We start from the raw sequence: 21,175 nt of genomic DNA, 5'->3' as shown, positions 1-21,175 counted from the left end.
CCAAAAATCTAATAGGAACAAATGTTCTGTATTAGTATATAATAAACCCCCACTATTTGGTAGTGGAGGAATAATTAAATACCTTTTATTAAAGATCTATAACACTCTAGCATTCTGTAAAAATAATCTAATAAGTAATCCAGTAATTTTAATGGCGAAAAATAACGAATAAATAAATAGCCAAAATTCAAATAACAAAATTGAATTTAATACTGTGGAATTTATAGTATCTATATTATACAAATAGGGAGCAAATGTAGAAATAATAATTACAGCCCCCCACAGAACAATGAGATACCAAAAAGGAAATAGAAATTTATGTAGTAATTTTGTTTTTTCAAGAGGAGCTAAAATTTTCTGGTTAAAAACTGTCATAGAAACTGCTAGGGAAGCTATAACTATACCAAATATCGAGGCGCTCATACTTGAGATTCTATTATAAAAGTCTTTTGCTAATTCAGGGGTGTATATACTAAAATTATTAAGATTAAACTCACTAAAAATACTATGGATTATTATAATAACTATTAGAGAATTTAATAGGGTTAAGTTAAAAACTAATTTTAGTCCACTTATTCTGAACATACCTAAAAATGTAGTTTCTTTATACTTATCCCCCGTCTTTCTACGCATTTTTTACACCTCTTTAAAATAGGTTTTTAATTTCTTGATGGACTCTCTTTAAAATTTTGAAAGTTTCTACCTCTTTTGTTTTAAAAAACCTAGGGTAATTCGCGGAGGTAGCTGACCTGAAAGATTTTCTTTTTTGTTTTCGATCCTTGCGCTTACCTGGCACTGTTGATTCGATTATGTTATAACCCTTTACTTCAACTGTACCATAAGCACTTTCTGTTAATGAAATTCCGCTTTCAATAGTATCTGTAAATTCATTAGTGCCTTCTTTTTTATACATTATGCCATTCTCATTAGACATATTAATGTCTAATTCTCTAAGATTATTATCATCAATGATTCGTTCGAAATCATAATATTCTTTTTCACCTGGATTATTTGGTTTAATTAAATTAAAGTTAATTTGAGTTACCACATCTACTTCTTCAAAAAAGCCACGAATACTATTAGCAGCTGTATAAGGAATTAACTTAACGTCACCGATTCTAGTATCTGCCTCAACTATTCTTTTAAAGTTTTCAATAAATTTATCCGAATTAATCTCGGCACAAGTTCGAAAAGCAACAACCTCTTTCTGGATGTTATAAAGAAAATCTACAGGAATAGCTTGAACATCTTCGAAAGTTTTCTCTCTAGTATGGTCTCCATCTAAAATGGTAGCTGTCATTTTCCTGAAACGACTTAGATTTCCAGATATATAATTTGAGTCTTGCAATTTATATTCTTTTGTATCAGTAATCTTAAAGTTATACTTTTCATATTCTATTACTGTGTCTTTGTTAAGAATCGCTTCCGGTATATATTTATTGATAATTGTATCTCTTTTTTCAGTGGAAGAAAATATATTTTCACTAATACTCAATTTTGCTAAATAGTATTTTTTGCTACGCAAATGAAGACCTCCAAACATTATAACTGTTAATGATGTTTTATATAACATCCTAAAAATCATTCTCATGAACAATACTAATGGTCTTGCCATCATCTTCTACAATCAAGTAATACGTATTCTATGTTACGTTTGAATGGAATGTGTAATCCAAATTACTAATTAAATCAACAATTTCACTGCATTTAGCTTGTCCGATAGAATATATAATACTTTGATTAGAGTTAGCTGTTTCAAAATCTAACATTACAAAATTCATATAAGAATGGCCCCTTCGATAAGTATTATTGATTACATAAAAGTATAATTTTTACATGTGTGTTTATAAAAAATAGGCAGCCAGTTGACTGGTATGCCTATTTATTTTTTTCTGCTTTAATCATTTCCCAAATGGTACGTAGTTTGCGAAGTTCTTCTTCATCCGATTTTGGTAGCTCTTTATACCAAACGCCAAGCTCGGGATCACTAATGAATGCTTGGAATTCTTGTTCCTCTTTTTCTTGTGGTGTAAGTGCATGCTTATCTGTGCGTCCAAGAAGATAATCGGTACTGACATCAAAGAAATCAGCTATCAAATGTAGGGTATCGTAATCAGGTTTTCGATCTCCACTTTCATATCTTGATAAAACTGTATTGGAAACGCCAATTTTTTTAGCGAATTCAATTTGGGAAATATTATTACGTTCTCGTAAATATTTAATACGATAGCCTAATGATTCCAAACAACTCACCGTCTTTTATTTATATTATTTAATATTAATTATTAGTTTAATATTACCATTTACCGCAATGGTAAAAAACAGAGTTACCAAAAAGGTAAATAAATGTTGACTTTGCCAAATTGGTAATTTATATTTAATTTAAAGTTACCCATAAGGTAATTTTTGGAGGTGTTTAATATGAAAAAAACTTTGGTAGTTAATCTTGAATTAATTAAGCAAAAAAGAAGCCAAAAAGATATTTCTATTGAGGAAATGTCGAAGTTTATGGGTTATAAAGGTTATCAAGGTTACTACTATAAAGAAAATGGAATTCGTAAAATGAGTGCAGATGACATTGCAAAAATCTCTGTTATCTTATCAGTTCCAGTTAACGAGCTTTTTTTTGAAATTTAAATTGCCAAAATGGTAATTCTAATTAGCGAGTGAATGTCAATTTATCGCAGGCCTTGAAAGGAGGTGAAAAAATGCTAAACGTTCAATTTGACCTCGAAGAGTTTCGAAAAATCATTCGGGAAGAGTTACAAGCTGTTAGGGAACAAAAGCCTGTTACCATTCAGGAATTGCCAGCAATGCTTACACGAGAAGAGTTGAAGGATTTTCTACGGATAGGGGATACAAAGGCTTCTGAATTATTAAGTAGAGCTGATTTCCCGGTTATGCGTGAAGCAGGCGTGTTAATTCCTACTCATTTATTGATACGCTGGATTGAAGATAATACACAATGGATTCAAAGGAATTCAAAACCTTTTAAAGTGGGCTGATAGGGTAGCGCCAAAATGTCGTTACCCTAGTGGATAAACGTGAGGCTCTTCTTTCGAGGGAATTCAAGAGGTTTTGGTTTATCTTCATAAGCTAATTTTAACCAAGTTAATGGTTTATGGGTATTCCACTTTGGAATTGAAGGGAGGTGAAAAAATGGTGAAATTAGGGACTTTAATGAAAGCATGCCGCGAGAGAGCGAACCTTTCTCAGGAGGAGTTAGCTCATAGAATGAACAGAACACAGGCATGTATTTCAAAATTTGAGCACGATCACAAAGTACCTGATGCGAATACCTTTGCAGAATGGTTTCGATTAACGAACAGTCCAGAGGTAGCAATAGCCTTTCTTTATGGGATGGATGGATTAACAATTTTACATCAGCTGTTGCCAATTGTAGGAGCGATTGTGATTTGGTTTATCTAAATAATAAGGCTTTGCAAGTTTTTAATTTACTCAATGTGATCAAAGGAGAAGGAAGATGAGGAAGAACATAAAAAAAAGCACAAGTGCTTTAGCGGAGCACTTGTACCAGACTGATTACTTTTCGCTGAGTCATCAGTAAATATTATGTTCTTCCATTATATCAAAAAAGAATGGGTGATACAACGAATGGACAAGATGAAACAATTTTTAGCAGAAGAAGAGGAGCTGCTAGCAGACTTCTTGATGGATATGGAAAATGCAGAGGGCAACAAGCACTATGCAAAAGCGGCTGCAATATGGTCTATGCAATCAGCCAGAGTTGGGGCAATTCGTGATGCCATTGAAATGTTAAGCGAGGGTGGCGGCAATTAGTCATGCCTTCAGTAACAGTTATCAAATTATCCAACGCTAATTGTTAGATTAAAGAAGGGCGGCGACAATTTGTCGCTAGCCTCTAAAGGGAGAGTTAAAGATGGAATTAGCACATATTCAGCATGCCAATCAGCGTGTATTAACAACTACCCAGGTCGCCGATGCATACGGTGTTGAAAGTAAGGCATTGATGCGCAACTTTCAGCGAAATAAAGAAAAGTTTCTGGAAGGTATACATTACTATGCACTTTCAGGTGAGGAATTAAAAAGCTTTAAAGGCGGGCGACAAAATGACGCTACCCTTAAATTTGTATCGGTTCTTTATTTGTGGACAGAGCAGGGGGCTTTCCTGCTTGCTAAATCTTTGAGCACAGAAAGCGCTTGGGCGGCCTATTCATTGCTGACGAATCAATACTTTGAACTTTCACAACAGCATGCCACTCCTGCTTTACCTTACGATGCAGAACGTTTCATGGCATTGGAAAAACGAGTAGAAGAGATTGAACAGCAGTTGCAACAGGTGACATTGCATTCGGGTGAGCAGAAACGCTTGCAGCGTGCAGTAGGTGAACGTGTATATAAAACAACAGTGAAGCAGTCAGAGAGAAACAATTTATTTCGTGCCATTTATTCAGCTCTTAAAGATCGTTATCAAGTTGGATCTTATCGCGATATTAAGCAGCATCAGTTACAAGATGCGCTGCGCTTCGTTGCTCATTGGGAAGGGAGGCCTATGCTGTGACCACTTTTAGAATCAATAAGACAGAAAACTTTGTTGTGTTGGACAAGGGGTTTTTAAATAATGCAGAAATCAGTTGGCAGTCGAAAGGGCTGTTGGCATATATGCTTTCCTTGCCAAACGATTGGACGTTTAACATCCAGGATTTAACTAATCGTAGCAAGAACGGGAGAGACGCTACTAAAAGCATAGTGAAGGAGCTGCAGGAAGCAGGGTACATCCAGAAGGAGCAGGCCAGATCGGAGCGAGGCAAATTTGGCGGGACAGTATTTTTAGTTTTCGAAACACCAAATAAACAACCGTTGACTGAAAATCCGTCGACGGTAAATCCGGCAACGGAAGAACCGTTAACGGAAAACCCGTCACTAATAACTAATAATAAACTAAATAATGATTTACTAAATAATAAATTACTAAATGATGATAATAAGGCTACGCCTGAACAACCGAAAACAGCCAATGCATTTGCCTTCTACGAGCAAAATGGATTCGGCACACTATCAGCATATGTACAAGAAAAAGTAAATTCCTGGATAGATGACTTATCCGAAGATCTTGTCATCCATGCTATGAAACTAGCTATAGAAAATAATGCGATTCGCTGGAACTACGTTGAAACAATTTTAAAAGACTGGAGCAACAAACGCTTAAAAACGATTGACGACGTACAAGCAGATAAACTTCGTTACGAAGTTCAAAAACAACAACGCAGGCAGCCACCACGTAAATCACAAGGGCGCCAAGAAGTTGTACCAGCGTGGTTTACTACACGTAACGAACAATCCTTATCTCCACCAATTGCACAACCAGCTGACCATACAGACGTTGATTTCAAAAAAGAGCGACAGAAAATCTTGGCAAAGCTAGGAGGAAATCTTTCATGAACTACGGAGAACAAGTAAAGTTCAAACGTGGCAGCAAAGTGTATGACGGAAAAATCATAAAAGTAAAATCGACATGCATCATTGTGGAGGTTTCCGTAGCAACCCAAAAAGAGTTGAACATCGACACTAACTTAACTGTGGCGAACTTCAGGAACGTTGTAGAAGGACCTAAATTGAAACCTGTGAAAGAGCCGAGAACAAGGTTTCGGATTAAGTGGAGTAGTTGAAACAAATTGTGTAGCAAAGGAGATGGAAATATTCATGAAGATTAAAGGTGTAAGAAATATTGAGAGTAGCACGATTTGTAAAATCAAGGTAGTACTAGAGCCATCCCATACTAACGGACATGATTTTTGCGAATTGATAGTGGATGAAACATCAAATCGTTTCACTGTAATTTTATATGGTGGTGAATCGTATACGCATTGTTGGGGAGCGCCAAGTGACAATTTCATCAAGTTCTTAATCGATGTATTTGCTCATAAATACGAATATTTATACGGAAAACTAGCAGATTACTCAAAGGGAAAATTCATCGACACTGAAAAGACTGGCAACCACCTTAAAAAGTTACTTTTAGAAGCAAGACGTCGTCGTGAAATAGATAGATATGACACAGAGGACATGTGGGATGAAATCGAGCGTTTACAAGCAGAAAACGAAATGACAGAAGCAAACTTATATGGTGTTTGGAATGGCTGGTTAGGCAAGATGATTGAACACAACATTATTTCTAATGAACCTTGGTTTGAGGATTTTATCAAATACGAAAGAGATTGGAAATGCTTAACTTTTTGCAAAAAAGTTGCACCAATTTTAGCGGAAGTGTTGAAACAAGAATACCAACTAGCAATTTAACTTACCTGGCACTTTGAGAATAATGCCTAGAAAAGGAGGTTTCCATGAATAACATAAATATTTATGAAATCATTGGTTTACAAGACGATCCTATTTATCAAAGGCTAGAACAGCTCCAATTAGATGAAGAGATTCAAATAGAAGATCACATAGTACGTTTAACCGACAAATTTTATGAGGTGGAGAACGAGGATGTCCATTTAGGTTTTAAAGATAAATTATGCTGCTATGAATTTTTAAGTGGTTTATTAGTAACAGGTTAAAAAGAAAAGCTACGGCTGCAACCGTAGCTTAGATTTAGGACAACCCTTTGATTCTGTCCATTTAATTATATCAGAGGGGTGTCTGTATGAGAATGCAAGAGTTGAAAATAAATGTTGATGGGAAGCTAGCGCTTGATATAATGGAACTACCTAATAGCTGTGTAATTATTCTTTCAAGTGGGAAAGCTAAATTTGCGGAACTTCCCTTGTTTGCGGAAACTAAGATAATTACACATCAAGGAGCTGTTAAAAGAGTAAAGTGGGACGAAGGAGAAGAGTTTTAAAAGTATTGTCTAATTAGAAGTGTTGATTAAAAATAATATATTGCAAAAAGGAAGAGCTATAATAAATTTAATTTAAGATAATATGTTCAGATATAATTTGTAATGATTTTTCATAAGTTATAAAATATATTCTTAACCTTTAACAAAGGGCTCTTTTAAATAAGATAGTAAGAGTAGGAGTGGAATTTATGGTCAATATAATAAGAGGTGCGATAAAAAAGAATGCTGTTGCCCTTGACTTAATACAATTTTTCGAGGAATTGCAGGAAGAAGGATTTCTTTATTTAGGATATCCGATTATAGGAAGTGTTGATGGTGCCATAAATCTAGACGCTATTTTTGTATCGCCCAAATATGGCTTGATTGCATTTGATTTAGTAGAGGGAACTGTATTTGAGGATAGGGAAGCTGAAAGAGATGAAATATACAATAAATTAGAAGTAAAATTAAAAGATTATAATGGTTTGGTTAAGAAGAGAAAATTAATGGTTGATATCAATGTTGTAACATATGCAAATGCTTGGCAGACTGATGAGGACCAAGACGATGTTATTATAAATCCAAGCCATGAAAATTTAAGAGAATACATTAGCGATTTAGAATGGGAGGATAATGAATATTACAGCTTATTAGTGCAATCAATACAGGCTGTTACTAAAATTAGAAATAACCCAAAACGGCAAAATGTTACAAGAGAAGATTCTAAAGGAGCTAAGTTAAAATTATTAGAACAAACAATCGCTAACCTAGACCTTAAGCAGAGTGCAGCAGTAATTGAAACAGTTAACGGTCCTCAACGAATAAGAGGTTTGGCTGGTTCCGGAAAGACAATTATACTTGCATTAAAAGTAGCTTATCTTCATGTAAAAAATCCTCAATGGAATATAGCGGTAACCTTTAACACGCGAGCATTAAAAAAGCAATTTGAAGATTTGATCTCTAGATTTACTTATGAACTGCAAAGGGAGGAAGTAGATTGGGAAAAGGTGAGAATTATACAAGCTTGGGGAAGCCCGAAGTCTGAAGGCATCTATTATAATGTCTGTAAAACACATGGTATAGAATATCATGATTTAAACTCTGCTAAAAATCTACAACCATACGGGGATAATCAATTTGGTGCAATAGTAGATATTGCTATAAGTACAATTCCTGATTATAAAAAACTTTATGATGTAATTCTAGTAGATGAAGCTCAGGATTTTTCGCCAAGTTTTTTAAAGCTATGTTATGAAATATTAAAAGAACCAAAAATGTTAATTTATGCTTACGATGAATTACAAACATTGAATAAACGTAGTATGCCTACGCCAGAAGAAATTTTTGGAGTAGATGAAAACGGAGAACCAAGAGTAATATTAACAAATGAAGAAGGGAAACCAAAAGCAGATATTATATTAGAAACATGCTATCGAAATTCACGACCTATCCTAGCTACCGCCCATTCATTAGGTTTTGGTATTTATAAAAAACCTATGGTACAAATGTTCGGTAATAAAAATTTGTGGAAAGAAGTTGGCTATGAACCAGTAAATAGTGCTTTACAAGACGGTAAAAGAGTAGTACTTAAGCGTACCGAAAAGGCTAGCCCAATGTTTTTAGAAGAACATTCTCCTATTGATGATTTAATTAATATTAAAACATTTAATTCTAAAATGGAGCAAGCGCAATGGATTGCAGATGAAATTGAAAAAAATATAAAAGTAGATGAGTTAAGGTACCAAGATATTATGGTAATCCATACAGAGCCAATGACAACTCAAACAGAAGTAGGGGCGGTTAGAAAGATATTGTACGAAAAAGATATCAATAGTCATGTGGCAGGAGCAGCTAATCCTGATATTTTTTCTGAAAAAGATTCTATTACTTTTACGGGTATATATCGTGCAAAAGGTAATGAAGCAGCCATGGTCTATGTTATAAATGCCCAAGAATGCTATGACGGAAGAGAATTAGCGAAAAAAAGGAATATCTTATTTACAGCTATAACACGAAGCAAGGCATGGGTGCGAATAACAGGGGTTGGAAAGGAAATGAGCCTCTTAGAAAACGAATATAAATTATTAAAAAATAAAAATTTCGCATTGGATTTTGTGTATCCAACAGAAGAAGAAAGAAAGAAAATGAATATTGTTAATAGAGATAAAACAGTTTTTGCAGAAAAGTTTATTCAACATACAACTCTAGAAATGTCTAAGATACTTACTGCTCTAAAAAGTGGAGAATTATTCTTGGAGGATATTCCCCAGGAACTTTTGGAAGCATGGAAAAAAGAATTGGGTGAATAATGGAAAATGTGTTCAAAGAAAATAATAATAGGAGCAGAAGAGACAAAAAAAGAAATAGATGAAATAATTATACAGCTAATTGGTGCTGGATTAAGTATTAATCAAAATTTTACTAGTATAAGGAATGTAGGAAAGAATAAGATAGTTAGTTGGGGAGAGGCTAAGGATCTTTCTATTGTTTTGAAAAATATTGATTATGAAGATATTTATAACACTTTGGAGCAAGATGAAAATTATACTATAAAATTGATAGATGGCTCTTTAATACAAATGATGTATAAATTTGATAGTAGAAATAATATTTCATCTCATAGGTTAGGCTTCTTTCCATGTATTAATTTAAAACCTTTAGAAGAAGACCACGAATTATACAGTAAATTTGATTTATATGCAGATATTTTAAAAAAGAATACCTTACCAACCATTTTTAGGTTTGATTTTGATGTAGATTCAAAATTATATGTGGAAATGGATCATGCTAAAAGCCATGTTACATTTGGCCAATTTGAGTCATGTAGAATACCTTCAAGTGGACCTATAACCCCGAAGAAATTTATAGATTTTGTAATAAGGAACTTCTATCACAGCGCTATGAAAGATTTAGGGCTAGATTTTAATAGTAGCAATAATTTCAACAGAACAATTTCTTCAAATGAAGAGAAATTACTTCATTTTAACTTTTAATTAAAAATAAGTTCTACCAGCCATCTGGAGGACAACAATTGATAGCAGCAAAACGCTGCCGTCTTTTGTTGTCCTCTTTTTTATTGGATTTGGACTGTTTCTATTCAGGTATGACAAATTGACACGAAAGGGGTGAGAAGAATGCGTACAATTCAATCTGAAATAGGCCGTCATGGCTTACACAGGAAAACAGCTATTACAAAATGCACTGAGCCTTCAAAAGGTAAAGAGTTTTTGAGCAGAAAGGAGATTGAGGAATTAATGGGCCTCAATAGACAGATTTATAGACGCGTCAATGGTGCTTTAAGAAGAAAGTAATCAAGGAGGAATAGGGAATGAGATTAATTCAACGAGTGGATGAGAAGTTAACAAAGGCTTCATTAGAGGAAAAGCTTGAAAAGTATCGGGTGTATTTAGTGACATTGCCTACTGATAATCTTCCAAGTATTACACCAGCGTATTCATTAGTACCTAGTAGCTCAAATCAATTTAACAGCAAGACCGAAAATGCTGCTATTGAGCGTATAGAATTTGAATTGGAACGCGACAGATATTTTAACTGGATTCACCGAGCAGTGGCTTCTTTAAAAAATGATGAGCGCCAGATAATAATTCGTCGCTATCTACAAATGGAGACGGATTATGATATTGATATTTGGACCGATTTAAATATCGGCAAGACTACTTATTATAAAAAGAAATGGCAAGCAATGTTGCGTCTTGCTTTTGCATTGAAAATTGAGGTTTACCACAAGCAAAAAAATGAGGTGCATCAATGAAGGTAGAGCCAATTCGAGATCGTGAGCTGATTGTAAGAATTAAGCGTTATTTAATTGATACAAACAAGCGCAATCATTTAATGTTTTTAACAGGTATCCACTGCGGTTTTCGTATTAGCGATATTTTAAAGCTCCAGGTAAAGCATGTGAAAGGCTGGGACATTCGGCTTTTTGAAGAAAAGACCGGAAAGTACAGGCAAGTACGCATGACGAAGGAACTGAAAAGAGCCATGCGTGAATATATCCAGGACAAACCAAAAGAAGAGTATCTGTTTAAGTCCCGTAACGGGATTAACCAACCGATTTCCCGAAAAAGAACATACGAAATATTGAGGGAGCTTGCAGATGATTTCGGACTTGAACAAATAGGTACGCATACGCTGCGTAAAACATATGGCTATCAGCATTATAAAAAATTCAATAACGTTGCAACCATCATGACAGCTCTAAACCATACGAGCCAAAGAGAAACAATGATCTATTTAGGCATCGAGCAAGAGGAGCTGGATAAGCAACAAAGCAAGATTGACTGGTAACTACACTGATAATTATATCGGTGTAGTTTTTTTGTGCCTTCTTTTAAGCATAGAGACGGTTATTTTAAATGAACAGGTCTTTTTTAGAGTTTGTCACGTTCGTTTTGGAGAAGGGCGACAAATGCATTGCTGGAAAGGGTTTAGGGAGGGGGTATGAACAGGACAATACATAGGAAAAGACACTTTATGTAAAAGTTAAAAAAATTATGACGAAATATATTACATAAGTTATTTCACTGAGTTTTAATGGGAAATTTACCTGATAGGAGGAATAAATATGGTTAATGAAAATAACAAAGATAAAACAATGAAAAAAATCGCCTTTTTTTCCATAACATTTAACTTCTTTGTTCTAATCATAGCTACTGGGTGTTTAATTCTAGGTCCCCAAAAGCTAAATAGTATAGAAGAAGTTTTAAGCTCGCTAAAAAATTTTTATATAGAAAATATTGTAATGGGTACTTTTCTGTATTTGATAGCTTGGTTTTTTTTACTGACCCCCAAAATTTTTCTATTAACAGAAGGCTACAATAAAAATATAAAAATGATTTTCTATATCTCAATGAATTTATTTGGGACTATACTGCAAGTATTTCCATATTTCTTGTTTTCTTTGATAATTCTTTCGGTATATTATGCAAATAAACCTATACAAGACAGCACTTTTTTCTTTAATGTAGTATTTATTCTTACTGTCTTAGCGATTTTAGATCTGGTAATAGTTAAAGCTAGTGAAAAGCTAGATAAATTCTTTTGCTATTTAATAAAGATAGTCGGTATTAAGATTAATTATGAGGTTTTGAAAGAGAAAGAAAAAGAATTAAGGGGTTTTTATAATTGTGAGAAATGGTTCAGTATTATTGCAACTATTACCACAATATTGGTAATCGCTGATGCGGCGGGTTTAGCTGCTTTTCCTCTACAACCTAAAGAAGGGGAAACTTATTTCAATGCTTATTTAGAAAGTGATAGCTATATTTACATGCTGGTATTTGTAGGAGCAACTTTAGCATATTTAAAGGAATTAATTATAGGTGTAATTCCGGAAAAAAAACGTAGTGAAACAATATAACTCCGTCTTTTATTTAAAATAAAGTTATAAGAATAGTGAACTTTACGCGAACTAAAAACGAACGACCTGTGAACTCATTTCCTAAAAGAAAATGTTAATCTAATAGTGTACCGTTTTACTCATTCCCTTGAAATATGACGAGTACATAAATTGTCAAAGAAGCTGCACAAGTGTGTGGCTTCTTTTCATTTGAATAGAAAGGTAGTGCGTGGTGAGAGAGCATACAGCAGCTGCCAAGAAGTTCTACAACAGCAAAGCCTGGAAGAAGTGTAGAGCTGCATATATCATGATGGTGCCAGATGGATTGTGTGAGCATTGCAATTACAATCCCGGTTATATCGTCGATCACATCGAGGAGATTAGCATCTATAATATAAACGATCCGATGATAACTTTGAATCATGACAACCTGCAGTACCTTTGCTTGGAGTGTCATAATAAGAAAACATTTGGAGAGCCAAAGGAAGTATTAAGAGAAGGTCTTCAGTTCAATGAGTTTGGTGAGCTGGTCTATAGCCCCCCTTCAAAAAAAATATTTTAAAAAGGTTGAAGACCGATTGCCAACCTTAAATTTCCTCCGTTCAAGTCGGCTTATGACCCCCACCCATCAAAAAAACTAGGAGGTTTTAACATGACAGGACAAGTTTTAAAAAATGAGCTTCAGGAGCAGGAAACGGAAATTATTCTAAAAACAAAAGCCATTAAAAAAGAGATAACCAAATTGAAAAAAATATTTTCTGATTTAGCCGGTCATCAGAGGGAAGTTGCACTTCGCCTTATCGATGAGCTGGCTTTTTTAATTGTCGAGATGAATGACTTGAGAGAGCATGTGAAGTTGTATGGTTCGGTTGAGGAAATGCAACAGGGAGATTATTCGATTTTACGAACGAGCCCCTATTTCAAGAACTATCTCGATTCTGCTAAAACATATACAGGCATTTATAAGCAGTTGCTCGATATGTATCCAAAGCCGGAACAGAATTTGAAAGTAACAGGTGAAATGGATGGGGTCCAAAAGTTTTTGGCAAAGCATGGTGGATAATGAGCTATGAATAATTACATTATTGAATACTACGAGAAAATTATGTCGGGTGAGATTAATGCTTGTCGCCGATTAAAGCAGCAATATCAAAAATTGTATGAGCAGCTACAAGATCCAATTGAGCCGTATGAATTTGATATTGAGCTTGCGACAAAGCCAATTGAATTTATTGAAACACTTTGTAGGCAGGCACAAGGGAAAAGTATGGGGCAGCCTCTTATCCTCGACTTATTCCAGAAGGCAAAGTTACAGGCATTATTCGGTTTTGTTCATAAAGAAACGCGTTTGCGCCAGTATCGTGAGGTTGTAGATATTCGTGGCCGTAAAAATGGAAAGACGACAGAGAATGCAGCTATTTCTCTTTTCATGCAAGTAGGTGATGGAGAAGGTTCGGCAGAGGTTTACTTCATTGCCACCAAGTTAGACCAGGCGAAGAAGGGGTTTAGTGAGTGCTATAAAATGGTGGCGCAAAGTCCAGATTTATCAAAGCATATTAAGAAGCGCAAAACAGACTTGTATTTTGCACCCACATTCTCAACGATTCAGCCCCTTGCGTCCGATTCAAACAGCTTGGATGGTTTAAACAGTCATTTTGTTACTGTGGATGAGTTGGCAGCTATTAAGGATCGTAATATTTACGATGTGATGAAGCAATCAACTTCATCACGGGATCAAGCATTAGTTTCTTCTATTAGTACAAATGGTTTTGTGCGTGAGTCGATTTATGATTCGCAGTATGAATACGCATGTAGTGTACTGGGTGGAAAAATTAAAGATGATCGTTTCCTTGCATTCATTTATGAGTTAGATCATCGGGATGAGTGGCTTGATGAGAGCTGTTGGATAAAAGCGAATCCGGGATTAGGTACAATTAAAAAGGTAGAAGAACTGAGAGCATTTGTTGATAAGGCAAAAGTTGATGCTTCCTTTAAGCCAACTGTGTTAGTGAAAGATTTCAATATGAAAGAAAATGCCTCTACAGCTTGGCTACGTTGGGAGCAGCTGGATAACCCATCAACATTTAAGTTTGCGGAAAAAGGGTTTACCTATGGCATTGGTGGCTTTGATAAATCAGAAACAACCGATTTAACAGCTGCAGGTGTGCTCTTAAGGAACCCTCAGGATAATGAGCTGTATTTTGAGTGTATGTTCTGGCTACCTGAAAAGCTTATTATGCAAAGGGCACAAGAGGATAATATTCCTTATGACAAGTTCGAACGGCTGGGCATCTTACGTCCAAGCGGTGACTATAAAATCGATATGCGTGATGTTTTGAAATGGTTTGTAGAGCTGCGGGAGGATTATGAAATTTATATTCCGTGGATTGGCTACGATCCTTGGCATGTAGATGATTCGACACTAGAAGAATTCAAATCGTATTTTGGCCCGAACAGCATGATTAAAGTCCGTCAAGGTGCCGTGACTTTATCGACACCAATGAAGGAGCTGGAGGCAGATCTGACCAATCATAGTGTGAACTACAACAATAACCAGCTTCTTAAAATGTGCCTGGCCAACACTGAAATCAAGGTAGATTCAAACGGTAACATTACTCCAGTAAAAACACGGGATAGTCGGAAACGTATTGACGGAACAATCGCGCTGTTAAATGCTTATACCGTTTATTTAGATCGGAAAAATGATTACTTAAATATGGTCTAGGGAGGTGAGGCTGAAAAAATGGGCTTATTTGAAAAGATATTCGGCAGTAAAGCGGCAAATCAAAAGACGACTACACGTTTTGAATTAATTAACGATAGTGGGGGCGGCTTTTACAATTGGAATGGTAACCTGTTTAAATCGGACATCATCCGTTCAGCTATTCGTCCTGAAATTACTGCAATCGGCAAGCTAACTGCAGAACATGTCATTAACAATTCGCGGGGGTTGAAGGTAAATCCGAATGAAAATATCAAACAATTATTGAAGCGGCCCAACCCGTTAATGAACGCCCAGGTGTTTCAAGAGAAAATGGCGATACAGTTGAGGCTAAACAATAATGCCTTTGCTTACATTGTCCGTGATGATTTGGCGCAGCCAACAGCGATATACCCATTACCGGCTTCATCCATAGAAGTGAAAGAAGGGGCGCTGGGAGATATTTTTCTAAAGTTTAATTTTAATAACGGAAAAATTATGACGATCCCTTATGATGATATCATTCATTTACGGCGTGACTTTAATAATGATGATTTCTTTGGTGATCCACCAGGAGAAGCTCTTACATCATTGATGGATATTATTTATACAAGTGATCAAGGCATAGTGAAGGCCATTAAGAATAGCTCCATTGTAAAGTGGATTATGAAATTCACACAGGTTCTTCGTTCGGAAGATATGAAGAAAGCCGTGGATGACTTTACTGAAAACTATTTATCGATTGATAAAGCTGGCGGCGCTGCTGCAGCAGATGGAAAGTATGATTTACAGCAAGTAAATAATCAGGCTTATGTGCCGGACGATAAACAAGCGAGTAACACGATTCAACGTGTGTACTCGTTTTTTAATACCAATGACGACATAGTGCAGTCGAAGTATACGGAAGATCAATGGAATGCATTTTATGAGGCGAACGTAGAACCTTTCGCTCTGCAAATGGCTAATGAACTCGCGTACAAGCTCTTTACGGAATGGGAGCGGCGTAAAGGAAACGAAGTCATTTATAAAACTGCTTCCCTTCAATATGCTTCCATGTCTACGAAGATGAATCTTGTTCAAATGGTTGATCGTGGAGCCTTAACACCAAATGAATGGCGGGAAGTTATGAATCTTCCTCCATTAGATGGAGGAAATGAACCGATACGGAGACTGGATACGGCAGCTGTTTCAAATCCGAATAACAAAGGAGGTGATGAGGATGGAAACGGAAAAACGGAACTCCATGACGACCCAGACAGTAGTGGAGATTCGGAATAATGAGGAAGGAAAACGAACGGTTTCAGGATATGCGGTGAAATGGGGGCTGCGTTCTCATAAAATAGCTAATCGATTCTTTGAAGTATTTCAGAGAGGGGCCTTTGCTGATGCTTTGAAAAGTAAGGATATACGGGCGCTATGGTCGCATGACACTTCCAAAGTTTTGGGGCGTATGAAAAACGGTACGTTACGACTCGAAGAAGATGAAGTTGGATTACGTTTTGAATTGGACCTTCCCAATAATACATTAGGGAACGATACATTTGAGAGCATTCAGCGCGGTGATATTGATGGTGTTTCATTTGGTTTCAAGGCAATTGAGCAGCATTGGAATAGGCGGGCGAAGGAAGGGCCGGAGCGTATTATTTCGAAAGCAGAGCTGTTTGAAATTAGTCCAGTAGGATTCCCGGCTTATCCAGATACGACTGTGTCGGTCCGAGAGCTGGAAACACATGAAAAGCAGGATGAAAGAAGAAAAAGACTGTTATTACAAACTTATTTATGAGGTGAATTGGAATGAATAAAGAACAATTAATCAACCGTAAAATTGAAATTCGAAATCTTTTATCAGGTAATGAGGAAGTGAATTTGGATGAGCTCGAAATGGAGCTTCGCGATATTAACGACAAATTAGACGCTATCGAACGCCGTGAACGCTTGCTAGGTGAAGCGAATCAAATTAACAGTAACGAAGGAACAGAAACCCGTACTCTAGTAACTTTCAATACTGATGACCAGAAAGAAACTCGTTCAGAAGAACAGGTCGAAACAGAATACCGGAAAGCATTTATGAATTATGTGCTTCGCGGGGAAGAAATCCCTACCGAATTGCGTGAAGTATCTAAAACAACAGATGTTGGGCCAATGATTCCACAGACGGTTTTAAATCGCATCGTTGAAAAGCTAGAAGCTGCAGGAATGATTCTTCCTTTAGTGACCCGTACATCTATCAAAGGCGGTATTACCGTTCCAGTATCTACAGTAAAACCAACGGCCACATGGGTAGGGGAAGGCAATTCATCTACTAAACAAAAGAAGACAGTCACAGGCGGCGTCACATTTGCCTATCATAAATTACGATGTGCCGTAGCAGTCACATTGGAAACTGAAGTGACTGCATTAACGGTGTTTGAGGCTACTTTAATTAATAACATCGTGGAGGCAATGACAATCGCACTTGAACAGTCAATTGTTTCTGGTGATGGAGACAAAAAACCAAAAGGCATTTTGACAGAAACGCCTAACGAAGGCCAGACTTTAAATATTGCTGAGCTGAACTATGGATCTTTAATTGATGCTGAGGCAGCATTGCCACTGGAATATGAAAACGGTGCCGTATATCTCATGACAAAGAAAACCTTTATGAAGTATCAAGGCATGGTGGATGAAAACGGTCAGCCAATTGCCCGTGTTTCTTATGGCATCGGCGGTCAACCGGAACGCTCTTTACTTGGCCGACGAGTTGTACTTTGCAATTATCTTGATTCCTTTACTACAGCAGCAACCGGTTCTGTTTTCGCCATCCTATTTAACTTTGCAGACTACGTATTAAATACTAACTACGCAATGACTGTAAAAAAATACGAGGACAATGAGACAGATGATCTTGTTACAAAGGCAATCTTAATCGCAGATGGTAAAGTCATTGATAAGGGCTCATTAGTTGTACTTAAGAAAGCAGCTACAGTTTAATTAAGGGGGTAGCATGATGGATAATTATCGAGTAGTTAACTCCTTCATCGATAAAATCAGCGGAAAAGGTTATAACACTGGGAGCACGTTCACTTCAGAAGATAGTGAGCGTGTTTCTTATTTAATCCAAGAAGGTTATCTAAAGGGCCCACCTACTAAACAAAAAATCGATGAAGCTTTAATTGCTGAAGCGAAGAGACTGAAAATTAAAGGCTATACAAAAATGGACCAGGTTGAATTGACTGCTGCTATCGAAGCTGCTGAAAAGGCCAAGAAAGCGAGTGAATAATTATGCTGGAGGAAATAAGCCTTCTTGATAAAGTAAAGCATGCCATGCGGATTGATGAGGAGGACCATGATGATGAGTTAGGGGATCTAATTCAGACAGCGAAAAAACTAATTGCTGAAGCCGGAGTGAGTCCGTTAAAAATAATTGATGCAGATCCATTGACACGGAAGGCATGTATCTTGTATTGCAAAGCTCATTTCGGCTATGACGACAACCGTGATAAATTTGCGAAGTCATTTGACAATATGCTGGTCCATATCTCTCTACTTACTTCCTATAAGGATGATGCAAATGAATGATTACAGGCATCGTATTGAAGTACATGGAAATAAGGAGGCTCGTAATAAACTGAATGAAAAGACATTTACTTTCGGCAAACTAAAATCCATTTGGGCAGCCATTATCCCACAGACCGGTTCTCTTCAGCGCCAACAAGCAGATACGATTTTGACCAATGTTACACACAAAATCATTGTGCGTTATAGCGCTGGTAAGGATATCACAAAGGAAATGGAGATCTGGTATAAGAATCACCGATTTTCAATCAAGTACATTTTAAATCCCTATTTCGCCAATGAAACGCTAGAAATCTTTGTTGAGGAGGTGCTTGGATAGTGGAAATACACGGTCTTACTGAATTTCAGCGTGACTTGATGAAGACTTCACGTAAACTGCCAAAGCAAATGCCGAAAATTATGCGGAAGATCGGTAGCAAGGCCCGTACCCATGTGGCTAAAAAGTCCAGGCAATTAATCAAAAAAGATACTGGTTTGTACCATAAAAAGTGGAAACGAGGAAAAGTATTCACGAACAATGGAGAAATCGTTGTTCGGATTTATAACTCAGCTCCTCATGCACATTTGCTTGAAGAAGGACACCGGCAGGTAACAAAAGACGGTCGCGAAGTTGGTTTCGTCCGAGGGAAATATCCATTGAAAAAGGGGATGCAAGAATTCGAGAGTAGCGGTATGGTGGATGATATGTTCTCGCAATGGTTAGATCAGATGTTGAGGGAAAACAAACTATGATTACGCCTATAGATGTAAAAATAGCGATTAATACACTTTTGGAAAAGCACTTTCCGAAAGCGCCGGTCATTTCGCAGGATATTGAAAAAGGGTTTCAGCGGCCATCGATGAGTGTGCATTTTGAAGACGTAAAAATAGAGAGCTTGGGGTCGCAAATCGAGATTGGATTCGATATATTTATATACTACTTTCCTGAATTGCATAATAACGATGCATCTGTGGATTTGTTGGATATGCAATTTCAACTTCCTGCAGTTATCGGGAGCCATATAGTTGTAGCAGATCGAGTACTGCATGTGAACGAACCTGTCTCTGATGTTGTAGATGGAGTATTAGTACATCAATTTACTATGTTATTTGAGCAATTTAACGAAATCAATGATCCTGAAAAAGATGCTCAATCAGCAAAAGATTTAACGATAAATTTTTAAAGAAAGTGAGTTGAAAAGCATGGGGCTTCCCCAAATAGAAATTGTATTTAAATCAAAGGCAGTATCGGCTGTGAAACGAAGCGCTATGGGAATCGTAGCGCTTATTTTGCGTGATGAAACGGCCAACTATGTCAGTACCATTACGACAATTAAATCAATAGAGCATCTTGTGTTGAAGGATTGGACCGAAAGCAATGCCGATTATATCAGCAAAACGTTATTAGGTACTCCGGCGAAAATTGAAGTGCTTCGCATAGGGAATGAAACGTCAATTGCAGATGCATTAAAAAAATTGGGCAGCATCAAGTTTAATTATGCGGCCATGCCAGCTGCCATTGAAAGTGAAGCAGAAGCATTTATGAGCTGGATTAAATCTAAACGCAATAAAGATAAGAAAACATACAAAGGCGTAGTCGCTCATCAGAAGGCAGACGCTGAAGGAATCATCAACTTTACAACAGAAGGCATTGTAGTAAAGGAGCGTACTTATAGTGCCCAGGAGTACACTGGCCGAATTGCCGGTATTTTGGCTGGGCTGCCGTTTACTCGTTCTTCTACGTATTACGAGCTGCCTGAGGTCGAATCAATTATCGAACACGATGATCCGGACGCCGACATCGATAATGGTGAGTTGATCCTGATTAATGACGGTGAAAAGATAAAAATCGGACGCGGGGTAAATAGCCTGACAACTTTGACAGTCGACAAGAAAAAGGACTGGCAGAAAATCAAGATTGTTGAGGTTATGGATATGATCATTGATGATATACGCACGACTTTCAATGATGAGTATGTAGGGAAAATCAGCAACATTTATGATAATCAAATTTTATTTGTTATCGCTGTTAATGCTTATTTTAAGCTCTTGGCAGTGGACCAAGTTTTAGACCCGTCGTTTGATAATATCTCTTTCATTGATGCTGAAGCACAACGCCTTGCCTGGGAAAGTATTGGGACAGACACAAGTGAATGGACCGATTTAAAAGTGCGTGAGATGTCCTTCGGGTCGTCTGTATTTTTAGGTGGACAGGTGAAAATTGTAGATGCTATGGAAGACTTGAAATTCAGCATCTTTGCAGCATAAAGGAGGAAAAGTAATTGTCTAAAAAGGCGAATCGCGTCATCAACGGTACTCATGGAGCCGTTTGGGTGAATGGGGAGAAATGGCTGGACTTAGAATCAATAGAATTAAAGGTGACATTAGAGTACGAAGATGTTTACTTCTCCGAAGACACAGGGAAGCACCGTAAGTTCATGGGGTGGGTTGGTGAAGGTTCTATTGTAACCAAGAAGGTATACAGTCGAGGTACTAGTCTACTGGCGAAAGCAGTTAAAACGGGTATTATGCCTGAGGTAACAGTTACTACAAAACTGTCTGATCCGGCTTCCTATGGAACCGAACGCACTACAGTTTCTGGAGTAACGTTCAATGAGTTCTTACTGGCAAAAATGGAGCAACGGACTCTTTTACAAGAGGAATTGCCATTTGAGTTTACTGATTTTGATATTCTTGAATCGATTATCGCTGCAGAAGGAATGGCAGCCTAAAAATTAAAGGTGCGAAATTTCGCACCTTTTTCTATTAAACT

At 36.8% G+C, this 21,175-nt stretch carries 33 protein-coding genes; 29 read left to right on the top strand and 4 right to left on the bottom strand.

The window, feature by feature from the left end; translation table 11 throughout:
* Positions 1 to 96: 96 nt before the first annotated feature.
* From AA0Y26_RS12970 to AA0Y26_RS12960, 3 genes are all read right to left on the bottom strand, one after another.
* Entirely contained in the window at positions 97 to 633 is a 537-nt protein-coding gene (locus AA0Y26_RS12970) for a hypothetical protein (protein ID WP_413362291.1), read from the bottom strand.
* 13 nt (positions 634 to 646) lie between these two features.
* A complete protein-coding gene (locus tag AA0Y26_RS12965; RefSeq protein WP_413362289.1) occupies positions 647 to 1,618 on the bottom strand; it encodes a hypothetical protein in 972 nt (323 codons plus the stop codon).
* A gap of 260 nt (positions 1,619 to 1,878) precedes the next feature.
* Positions 1,879 to 2,244 carry a helix-turn-helix domain-containing protein gene (locus AA0Y26_RS12960; RefSeq protein ID WP_413362287.1) on the bottom strand — a complete coding sequence of 122 codons (366 nt, stop codon included), beginning with the start codon at positions 2,242 to 2,244 and terminating at the stop codon, positions 1,879 to 1,881.
* A gap of 177 nt (positions 2,245 to 2,421) precedes the next feature.
* On the opposite strand from AA0Y26_RS12960, the gene AA0Y26_RS12955 reads away from it, so the two are divergent.
* The 16 genes from AA0Y26_RS12955 (at position 2,422) to AA0Y26_RS12880 (ending at position 12,188) form a co-directional block, all read left to right on the top strand.
* Positions 2,422 to 2,637 carry an XRE family transcriptional regulator gene (locus AA0Y26_RS12955; protein WP_413362285.1) on the top strand — a complete coding sequence of 72 codons (216 nt, stop codon included), beginning with the start codon at positions 2,422 to 2,424 and terminating at the stop codon, positions 2,635 to 2,637.
* A gap of 71 nt (positions 2,638 to 2,708) precedes the next feature.
* Positions 2,709 to 3,005, top strand: coding sequence for a DNA-binding protein (locus tag AA0Y26_RS12950; RefSeq protein ID WP_413362283.1), 297 nt, complete (start codon positions 2,709 to 2,711; stop codon positions 3,003 to 3,005).
* Positions 3,006 to 3,159: 154 nt separating this feature from the next.
* Positions 3,160 to 3,429 (top strand): helix-turn-helix domain-containing protein, encoded by a 270-nt coding sequence (locus tag AA0Y26_RS12945; RefSeq protein WP_413362281.1) that lies wholly within the window; start codon positions 3,160 to 3,162, stop codon positions 3,427 to 3,429.
* Between the two features lie 186 nt (positions 3,430 to 3,615).
* Positions 3,616 to 3,801, top strand: coding sequence for a hypothetical protein (locus AA0Y26_RS12940; RefSeq protein WP_413362279.1), 186 nt, complete (start codon positions 3,616 to 3,618; stop codon positions 3,799 to 3,801).
* Positions 3,802 to 3,901: 100 nt separating this feature from the next.
* Positions 3,902 to 4,543 (top strand): ORF6N domain-containing protein, encoded by a 642-nt coding sequence (locus AA0Y26_RS12935; RefSeq protein ID WP_413362277.1) that lies wholly within the window; start codon positions 3,902 to 3,904, stop codon positions 4,541 to 4,543.
* Positions 4,540 to 5,424 carry a DnaD domain protein gene (locus AA0Y26_RS12930; protein ID WP_413362275.1) on the top strand — a complete coding sequence of 295 codons (885 nt, stop codon included), beginning with the start codon at positions 4,540 to 4,542 and terminating at the stop codon, positions 5,422 to 5,424. Before AA0Y26_RS12935 ends, AA0Y26_RS12930 begins: the two co-directional genes overlap by 4 nt.
* Positions 5,421 to 5,651 carry a hypothetical protein gene (locus AA0Y26_RS12925; RefSeq protein WP_413362273.1) on the top strand — a complete coding sequence of 77 codons (231 nt, stop codon included), beginning with the start codon at positions 5,421 to 5,423 and terminating at the stop codon, positions 5,649 to 5,651. Before AA0Y26_RS12930 ends, AA0Y26_RS12925 begins: the two co-directional genes overlap by 4 nt.
* A 34-nt stretch (positions 5,652 to 5,685) precedes the next feature.
* A complete protein-coding gene (locus AA0Y26_RS12920; protein ID WP_413362271.1) occupies positions 5,686 to 6,282 on the top strand; it encodes a hypothetical protein in 597 nt (198 codons plus the stop codon).
* A gap of 44 nt (positions 6,283 to 6,326) precedes the next feature.
* On the top strand, positions 6,327 to 6,545 hold the full coding sequence (locus AA0Y26_RS12915; protein WP_413362269.1) for a hypothetical protein: 219 nt from the start codon (positions 6,327 to 6,329) through the stop codon (positions 6,543 to 6,545).
* An 86-nt stretch (positions 6,546 to 6,631) separates the two neighbouring features.
* A complete protein-coding gene (locus AA0Y26_RS12910) occupies positions 6,632 to 6,829 on the top strand; it encodes an XtrA/YqaO family protein (RefSeq protein ID WP_413362267.1) in 198 nt (65 codons plus the stop codon).
* 188 nt (positions 6,830 to 7,017) lie between these two features.
* On the top strand, positions 7,018 to 9,117 hold the full coding sequence (locus AA0Y26_RS12905; RefSeq protein ID WP_413362265.1) for a DEAD/DEAH box helicase: 2,100 nt from the start codon (positions 7,018 to 7,020) through the stop codon (positions 9,115 to 9,117).
* Positions 9,118 to 9,123: 6 nt separating this feature from the next.
* Positions 9,124 to 9,801 (top strand): DUF2290 domain-containing protein, encoded by a 678-nt coding sequence (locus tag AA0Y26_RS12900; protein WP_413362263.1) that lies wholly within the window; start codon positions 9,124 to 9,126, stop codon positions 9,799 to 9,801.
* A gap of 141 nt (positions 9,802 to 9,942) precedes the next feature.
* The gene (locus AA0Y26_RS12895; RefSeq protein ID WP_413362261.1) at positions 9,943 to 10,119 is read left to right on the top strand and encodes a hypothetical protein; all 177 of its coding nucleotides are present in this window, start codon (positions 9,943 to 9,945) and stop codon (positions 10,117 to 10,119) included.
* A gap of 17 nt (positions 10,120 to 10,136) precedes the next feature.
* On the top strand, positions 10,137 to 10,580 hold the full coding sequence (locus tag AA0Y26_RS12890) for an ArpU family phage packaging/lysis transcriptional regulator (RefSeq protein WP_413362259.1): 444 nt from the start codon (positions 10,137 to 10,139) through the stop codon (positions 10,578 to 10,580).
* Positions 10,577 to 11,116 (top strand): tyrosine-type recombinase/integrase, encoded by a 540-nt coding sequence (locus AA0Y26_RS12885; protein ID WP_413362258.1) that lies wholly within the window; start codon positions 10,577 to 10,579, stop codon positions 11,114 to 11,116. The genes AA0Y26_RS12890 and AA0Y26_RS12885 overlap by 4 nt, the downstream gene beginning before the upstream one ends.
* A gap of 277 nt (positions 11,117 to 11,393) precedes the next feature.
* Positions 11,394 to 12,188, top strand: a complete 795-nt coding sequence (locus AA0Y26_RS12880) for a hypothetical protein (RefSeq protein ID WP_413362257.1) — start codon at positions 11,394 to 11,396, stop codon at positions 12,186 to 12,188.
* Between the two features lie 115 nt (positions 12,189 to 12,303).
* On the opposite strand, the gene AA0Y26_RS12875 is transcribed toward AA0Y26_RS12880, so the two are convergent.
* On the bottom strand, positions 12,304 to 12,624 hold the full coding sequence (locus tag AA0Y26_RS12875; RefSeq protein ID WP_413368381.1) for a hypothetical protein: 321 nt from the start codon (positions 12,622 to 12,624) through the stop codon (positions 12,304 to 12,306).
* Here AA0Y26_RS12875 and AA0Y26_RS12870 point away from each other — a divergent pair.
* The 13 genes from AA0Y26_RS12870 to AA0Y26_RS12810 all read left to right on the top strand — a co-directional run bounded on the left by AA0Y26_RS12870 (position 12,526) and on the right by AA0Y26_RS12810 (position 21,134).
* The gene (locus AA0Y26_RS12870; RefSeq protein WP_413368192.1) at positions 12,526 to 12,729 is read left to right on the top strand and encodes an HNH endonuclease; all 204 of its coding nucleotides are present in this window, start codon (positions 12,526 to 12,528) and stop codon (positions 12,727 to 12,729) included. The two genes, AA0Y26_RS12875 and AA0Y26_RS12870, sit on opposite strands and share 99 nt — an antisense overlap.
* Positions 12,730 to 12,819: 90 nt before the next feature.
* Entirely contained in the window at positions 12,820 to 13,230 is a 411-nt protein-coding gene (locus tag AA0Y26_RS12865) for a hypothetical protein (protein WP_413362255.1), read from the top strand.
* A gap of 6 nt (positions 13,231 to 13,236) precedes the next feature.
* Complete coding sequence (locus AA0Y26_RS12860) at positions 13,237 to 14,892, top strand: terminase large subunit (protein ID WP_413362253.1); 1,656 nt, start codon at positions 13,237 to 13,239, stop codon at positions 14,890 to 14,892.
* Positions 14,893 to 14,910: 18 nt separating this feature from the next.
* The gene (locus tag AA0Y26_RS12855) at positions 14,911 to 16,146 is read left to right on the top strand and encodes a phage portal protein (protein ID WP_413362251.1); all 1,236 of its coding nucleotides are present in this window, start codon (positions 14,911 to 14,913) and stop codon (positions 16,144 to 16,146) included.
* Positions 16,088 to 16,651 carry an HK97 family phage prohead protease gene (locus tag AA0Y26_RS12850; RefSeq protein ID WP_413362249.1) on the top strand — a complete coding sequence of 188 codons (564 nt, stop codon included), beginning with the start codon at positions 16,088 to 16,090 and terminating at the stop codon, positions 16,649 to 16,651. Before AA0Y26_RS12855 ends, AA0Y26_RS12850 begins: the two co-directional genes overlap by 59 nt.
* Positions 16,652 to 16,662: 11 nt before the next feature.
* Complete coding sequence (locus AA0Y26_RS12845) at positions 16,663 to 17,838, top strand: phage major capsid protein (protein WP_413362247.1); 1,176 nt, start codon at positions 16,663 to 16,665, stop codon at positions 17,836 to 17,838.
* Positions 17,839 to 17,851: 13 nt separating this feature from the next.
* Positions 17,852 to 18,127, top strand: coding sequence for a hypothetical protein (locus AA0Y26_RS12840; protein ID WP_413362245.1), 276 nt, complete (start codon positions 17,852 to 17,854; stop codon positions 18,125 to 18,127).
* 2 nt (positions 18,128 to 18,129) lie between these two features.
* Positions 18,130 to 18,426 carry a head-tail connector protein gene (locus tag AA0Y26_RS12835; protein ID WP_413362243.1) on the top strand — a complete coding sequence of 99 codons (297 nt, stop codon included), beginning with the start codon at positions 18,130 to 18,132 and terminating at the stop codon, positions 18,424 to 18,426.
* Positions 18,419 to 18,742 carry a phage head closure protein gene (locus tag AA0Y26_RS12830; RefSeq protein ID WP_413362241.1) on the top strand — a complete coding sequence of 108 codons (324 nt, stop codon included), beginning with the start codon at positions 18,419 to 18,421 and terminating at the stop codon, positions 18,740 to 18,742. The genes AA0Y26_RS12835 and AA0Y26_RS12830 overlap by 8 nt, the downstream gene beginning before the upstream one ends.
* On the top strand, positions 18,742 to 19,155 hold the full coding sequence (locus tag AA0Y26_RS12825) for an HK97 gp10 family phage protein (RefSeq protein ID WP_413362239.1): 414 nt from the start codon (positions 18,742 to 18,744) through the stop codon (positions 19,153 to 19,155). Before AA0Y26_RS12830 ends, AA0Y26_RS12825 begins: the two co-directional genes overlap by 1 nt.
* Positions 19,152 to 19,586 carry a DUF6838 family protein gene (locus tag AA0Y26_RS12820; protein WP_413362237.1) on the top strand — a complete coding sequence of 145 codons (435 nt, stop codon included), beginning with the start codon at positions 19,152 to 19,154 and terminating at the stop codon, positions 19,584 to 19,586. Before AA0Y26_RS12825 ends, AA0Y26_RS12820 begins: the two co-directional genes overlap by 4 nt.
* 19 nt (positions 19,587 to 19,605) lie before the next feature.
* Complete coding sequence (locus AA0Y26_RS12815; protein ID WP_413362235.1) at positions 19,606 to 20,670, top strand: phage tail sheath C-terminal domain-containing protein; 1,065 nt, start codon at positions 19,606 to 19,608, stop codon at positions 20,668 to 20,670.
* Between the two features lie 14 nt (positions 20,671 to 20,684).
* A complete protein-coding gene (locus AA0Y26_RS12810) occupies positions 20,685 to 21,134 on the top strand; it encodes a phage tail tube protein (protein ID WP_413362233.1) in 450 nt (149 codons plus the stop codon).
* The last annotated feature ends 41 nt before the right edge of the window (positions 21,135 to 21,175 follow it).

The sequence above is a fragment of the Lysinibacillus canaveralius genome (assembly GCF_047301505.1).
GTDB lineage: Bacteria > Bacillota > Bacilli > Bacillales_A > Planococcaceae > Lysinibacillus_B.
The sequence above is the reverse complement of the archived record's forward strand: the minus strand, read 5'-3'. Positions and strand labels throughout refer to the sequence as shown.

Excerpts from the sequence above, each read along its gene's own strand:
- AA0Y26_RS12970 (WP_413362291.1), bottom strand. The coding sequence starts at position 633 with ATGCGTAGAAAGACGGGGGATAAGTATAAAGAAACTACATTTTTAGGT.
- AA0Y26_RS12965 (WP_413362289.1), bottom strand. The coding sequence starts at position 1,618 with ATGATGGCAAGACCATTAGTATTGTTCATGAGAATGATTTTTAGGATG.
- AA0Y26_RS12955 (WP_413362285.1), top strand. The coding sequence starts at position 2,422 with ATGAAAAAAACTTTGGTAGTTAATCTTGAATTAATTAAGCAAAAAAGA.
- AA0Y26_RS12950 (WP_413362283.1), top strand. The coding sequence starts at position 2,709 with ATGCTAAACGTTCAATTTGACCTCGAAGAGTTTCGAAAAATCATTCGG.
- AA0Y26_RS12945 (WP_413362281.1), top strand. The coding sequence starts at position 3,160 with ATGGTGAAATTAGGGACTTTAATGAAAGCATGCCGCGAGAGAGCGAAC.
- AA0Y26_RS12940 (WP_413362279.1), top strand. The coding sequence starts at position 3,616 with ATGGACAAGATGAAACAATTTTTAGCAGAAGAAGAGGAGCTGCTAGCA.
- AA0Y26_RS12935 (WP_413362277.1), top strand. The coding sequence starts at position 3,902 with ATGGAATTAGCACATATTCAGCATGCCAATCAGCGTGTATTAACAACT.
- AA0Y26_RS12925 (WP_413362273.1), top strand. The coding sequence starts at position 5,421 with ATGAACTACGGAGAACAAGTAAAGTTCAAACGTGGCAGCAAAGTGTAT.
- AA0Y26_RS12920 (WP_413362271.1), top strand. The coding sequence starts at position 5,686 with ATGAAGATTAAAGGTGTAAGAAATATTGAGAGTAGCACGATTTGTAAA.
- AA0Y26_RS12915 (WP_413362269.1), top strand. The coding sequence starts at position 6,327 with ATGAATAACATAAATATTTATGAAATCATTGGTTTACAAGACGATCCT.
- AA0Y26_RS12910 (WP_413362267.1), top strand. The coding sequence starts at position 6,632 with ATGAGAATGCAAGAGTTGAAAATAAATGTTGATGGGAAGCTAGCGCTT.
- AA0Y26_RS12905 (WP_413362265.1), top strand. The coding sequence starts at position 7,018 with ATGGTCAATATAATAAGAGGTGCGATAAAAAAGAATGCTGTTGCCCTT.
- AA0Y26_RS12900 (WP_413362263.1), top strand. The coding sequence starts at position 9,124 with ATGTGTTCAAAGAAAATAATAATAGGAGCAGAAGAGACAAAAAAAGAA.
- AA0Y26_RS12895 (WP_413362261.1), top strand. The coding sequence starts at position 9,943 with ATGCGTACAATTCAATCTGAAATAGGCCGTCATGGCTTACACAGGAAA.
- AA0Y26_RS12890 (WP_413362259.1), top strand. The coding sequence starts at position 10,137 with ATGAGATTAATTCAACGAGTGGATGAGAAGTTAACAAAGGCTTCATTA.
- AA0Y26_RS12885 (WP_413362258.1), top strand. The coding sequence starts at position 10,577 with ATGAAGGTAGAGCCAATTCGAGATCGTGAGCTGATTGTAAGAATTAAG.
- AA0Y26_RS12880 (WP_413362257.1), top strand. The coding sequence starts at position 11,394 with ATGGTTAATGAAAATAACAAAGATAAAACAATGAAAAAAATCGCCTTT.
- AA0Y26_RS12875 (WP_413368381.1), bottom strand. The coding sequence starts at position 12,624 with ATGACACTCCAAGCAAAGGTACTGCAGGTTGTCATGATTCAAAGTTAT.
- AA0Y26_RS12865 (WP_413362255.1), top strand. The coding sequence starts at position 12,820 with ATGACAGGACAAGTTTTAAAAAATGAGCTTCAGGAGCAGGAAACGGAA.
- AA0Y26_RS12860 (WP_413362253.1), top strand. The coding sequence starts at position 13,237 with ATGAATAATTACATTATTGAATACTACGAGAAAATTATGTCGGGTGAG.
- AA0Y26_RS12855 (WP_413362251.1), top strand. The coding sequence starts at position 14,911 with ATGGGCTTATTTGAAAAGATATTCGGCAGTAAAGCGGCAAATCAAAAG.
- AA0Y26_RS12850 (WP_413362249.1), top strand. The coding sequence starts at position 16,088 with ATGGAAACGGAAAAACGGAACTCCATGACGACCCAGACAGTAGTGGAG.
- AA0Y26_RS12845 (WP_413362247.1), top strand. The coding sequence starts at position 16,663 with ATGAATAAAGAACAATTAATCAACCGTAAAATTGAAATTCGAAATCTT.
- AA0Y26_RS12840 (WP_413362245.1), top strand. The coding sequence starts at position 17,852 with ATGATGGATAATTATCGAGTAGTTAACTCCTTCATCGATAAAATCAGC.
- AA0Y26_RS12835 (WP_413362243.1), top strand. The coding sequence starts at position 18,130 with ATGCTGGAGGAAATAAGCCTTCTTGATAAAGTAAAGCATGCCATGCGG.
- AA0Y26_RS12830 (WP_413362241.1), top strand. The coding sequence starts at position 18,419 with ATGAATGATTACAGGCATCGTATTGAAGTACATGGAAATAAGGAGGCT.
- AA0Y26_RS12820 (WP_413362237.1), top strand. The coding sequence starts at position 19,152 with ATGATTACGCCTATAGATGTAAAAATAGCGATTAATACACTTTTGGAA.
- AA0Y26_RS12815 (WP_413362235.1), top strand. The coding sequence starts at position 19,606 with ATGGGGCTTCCCCAAATAGAAATTGTATTTAAATCAAAGGCAGTATCG.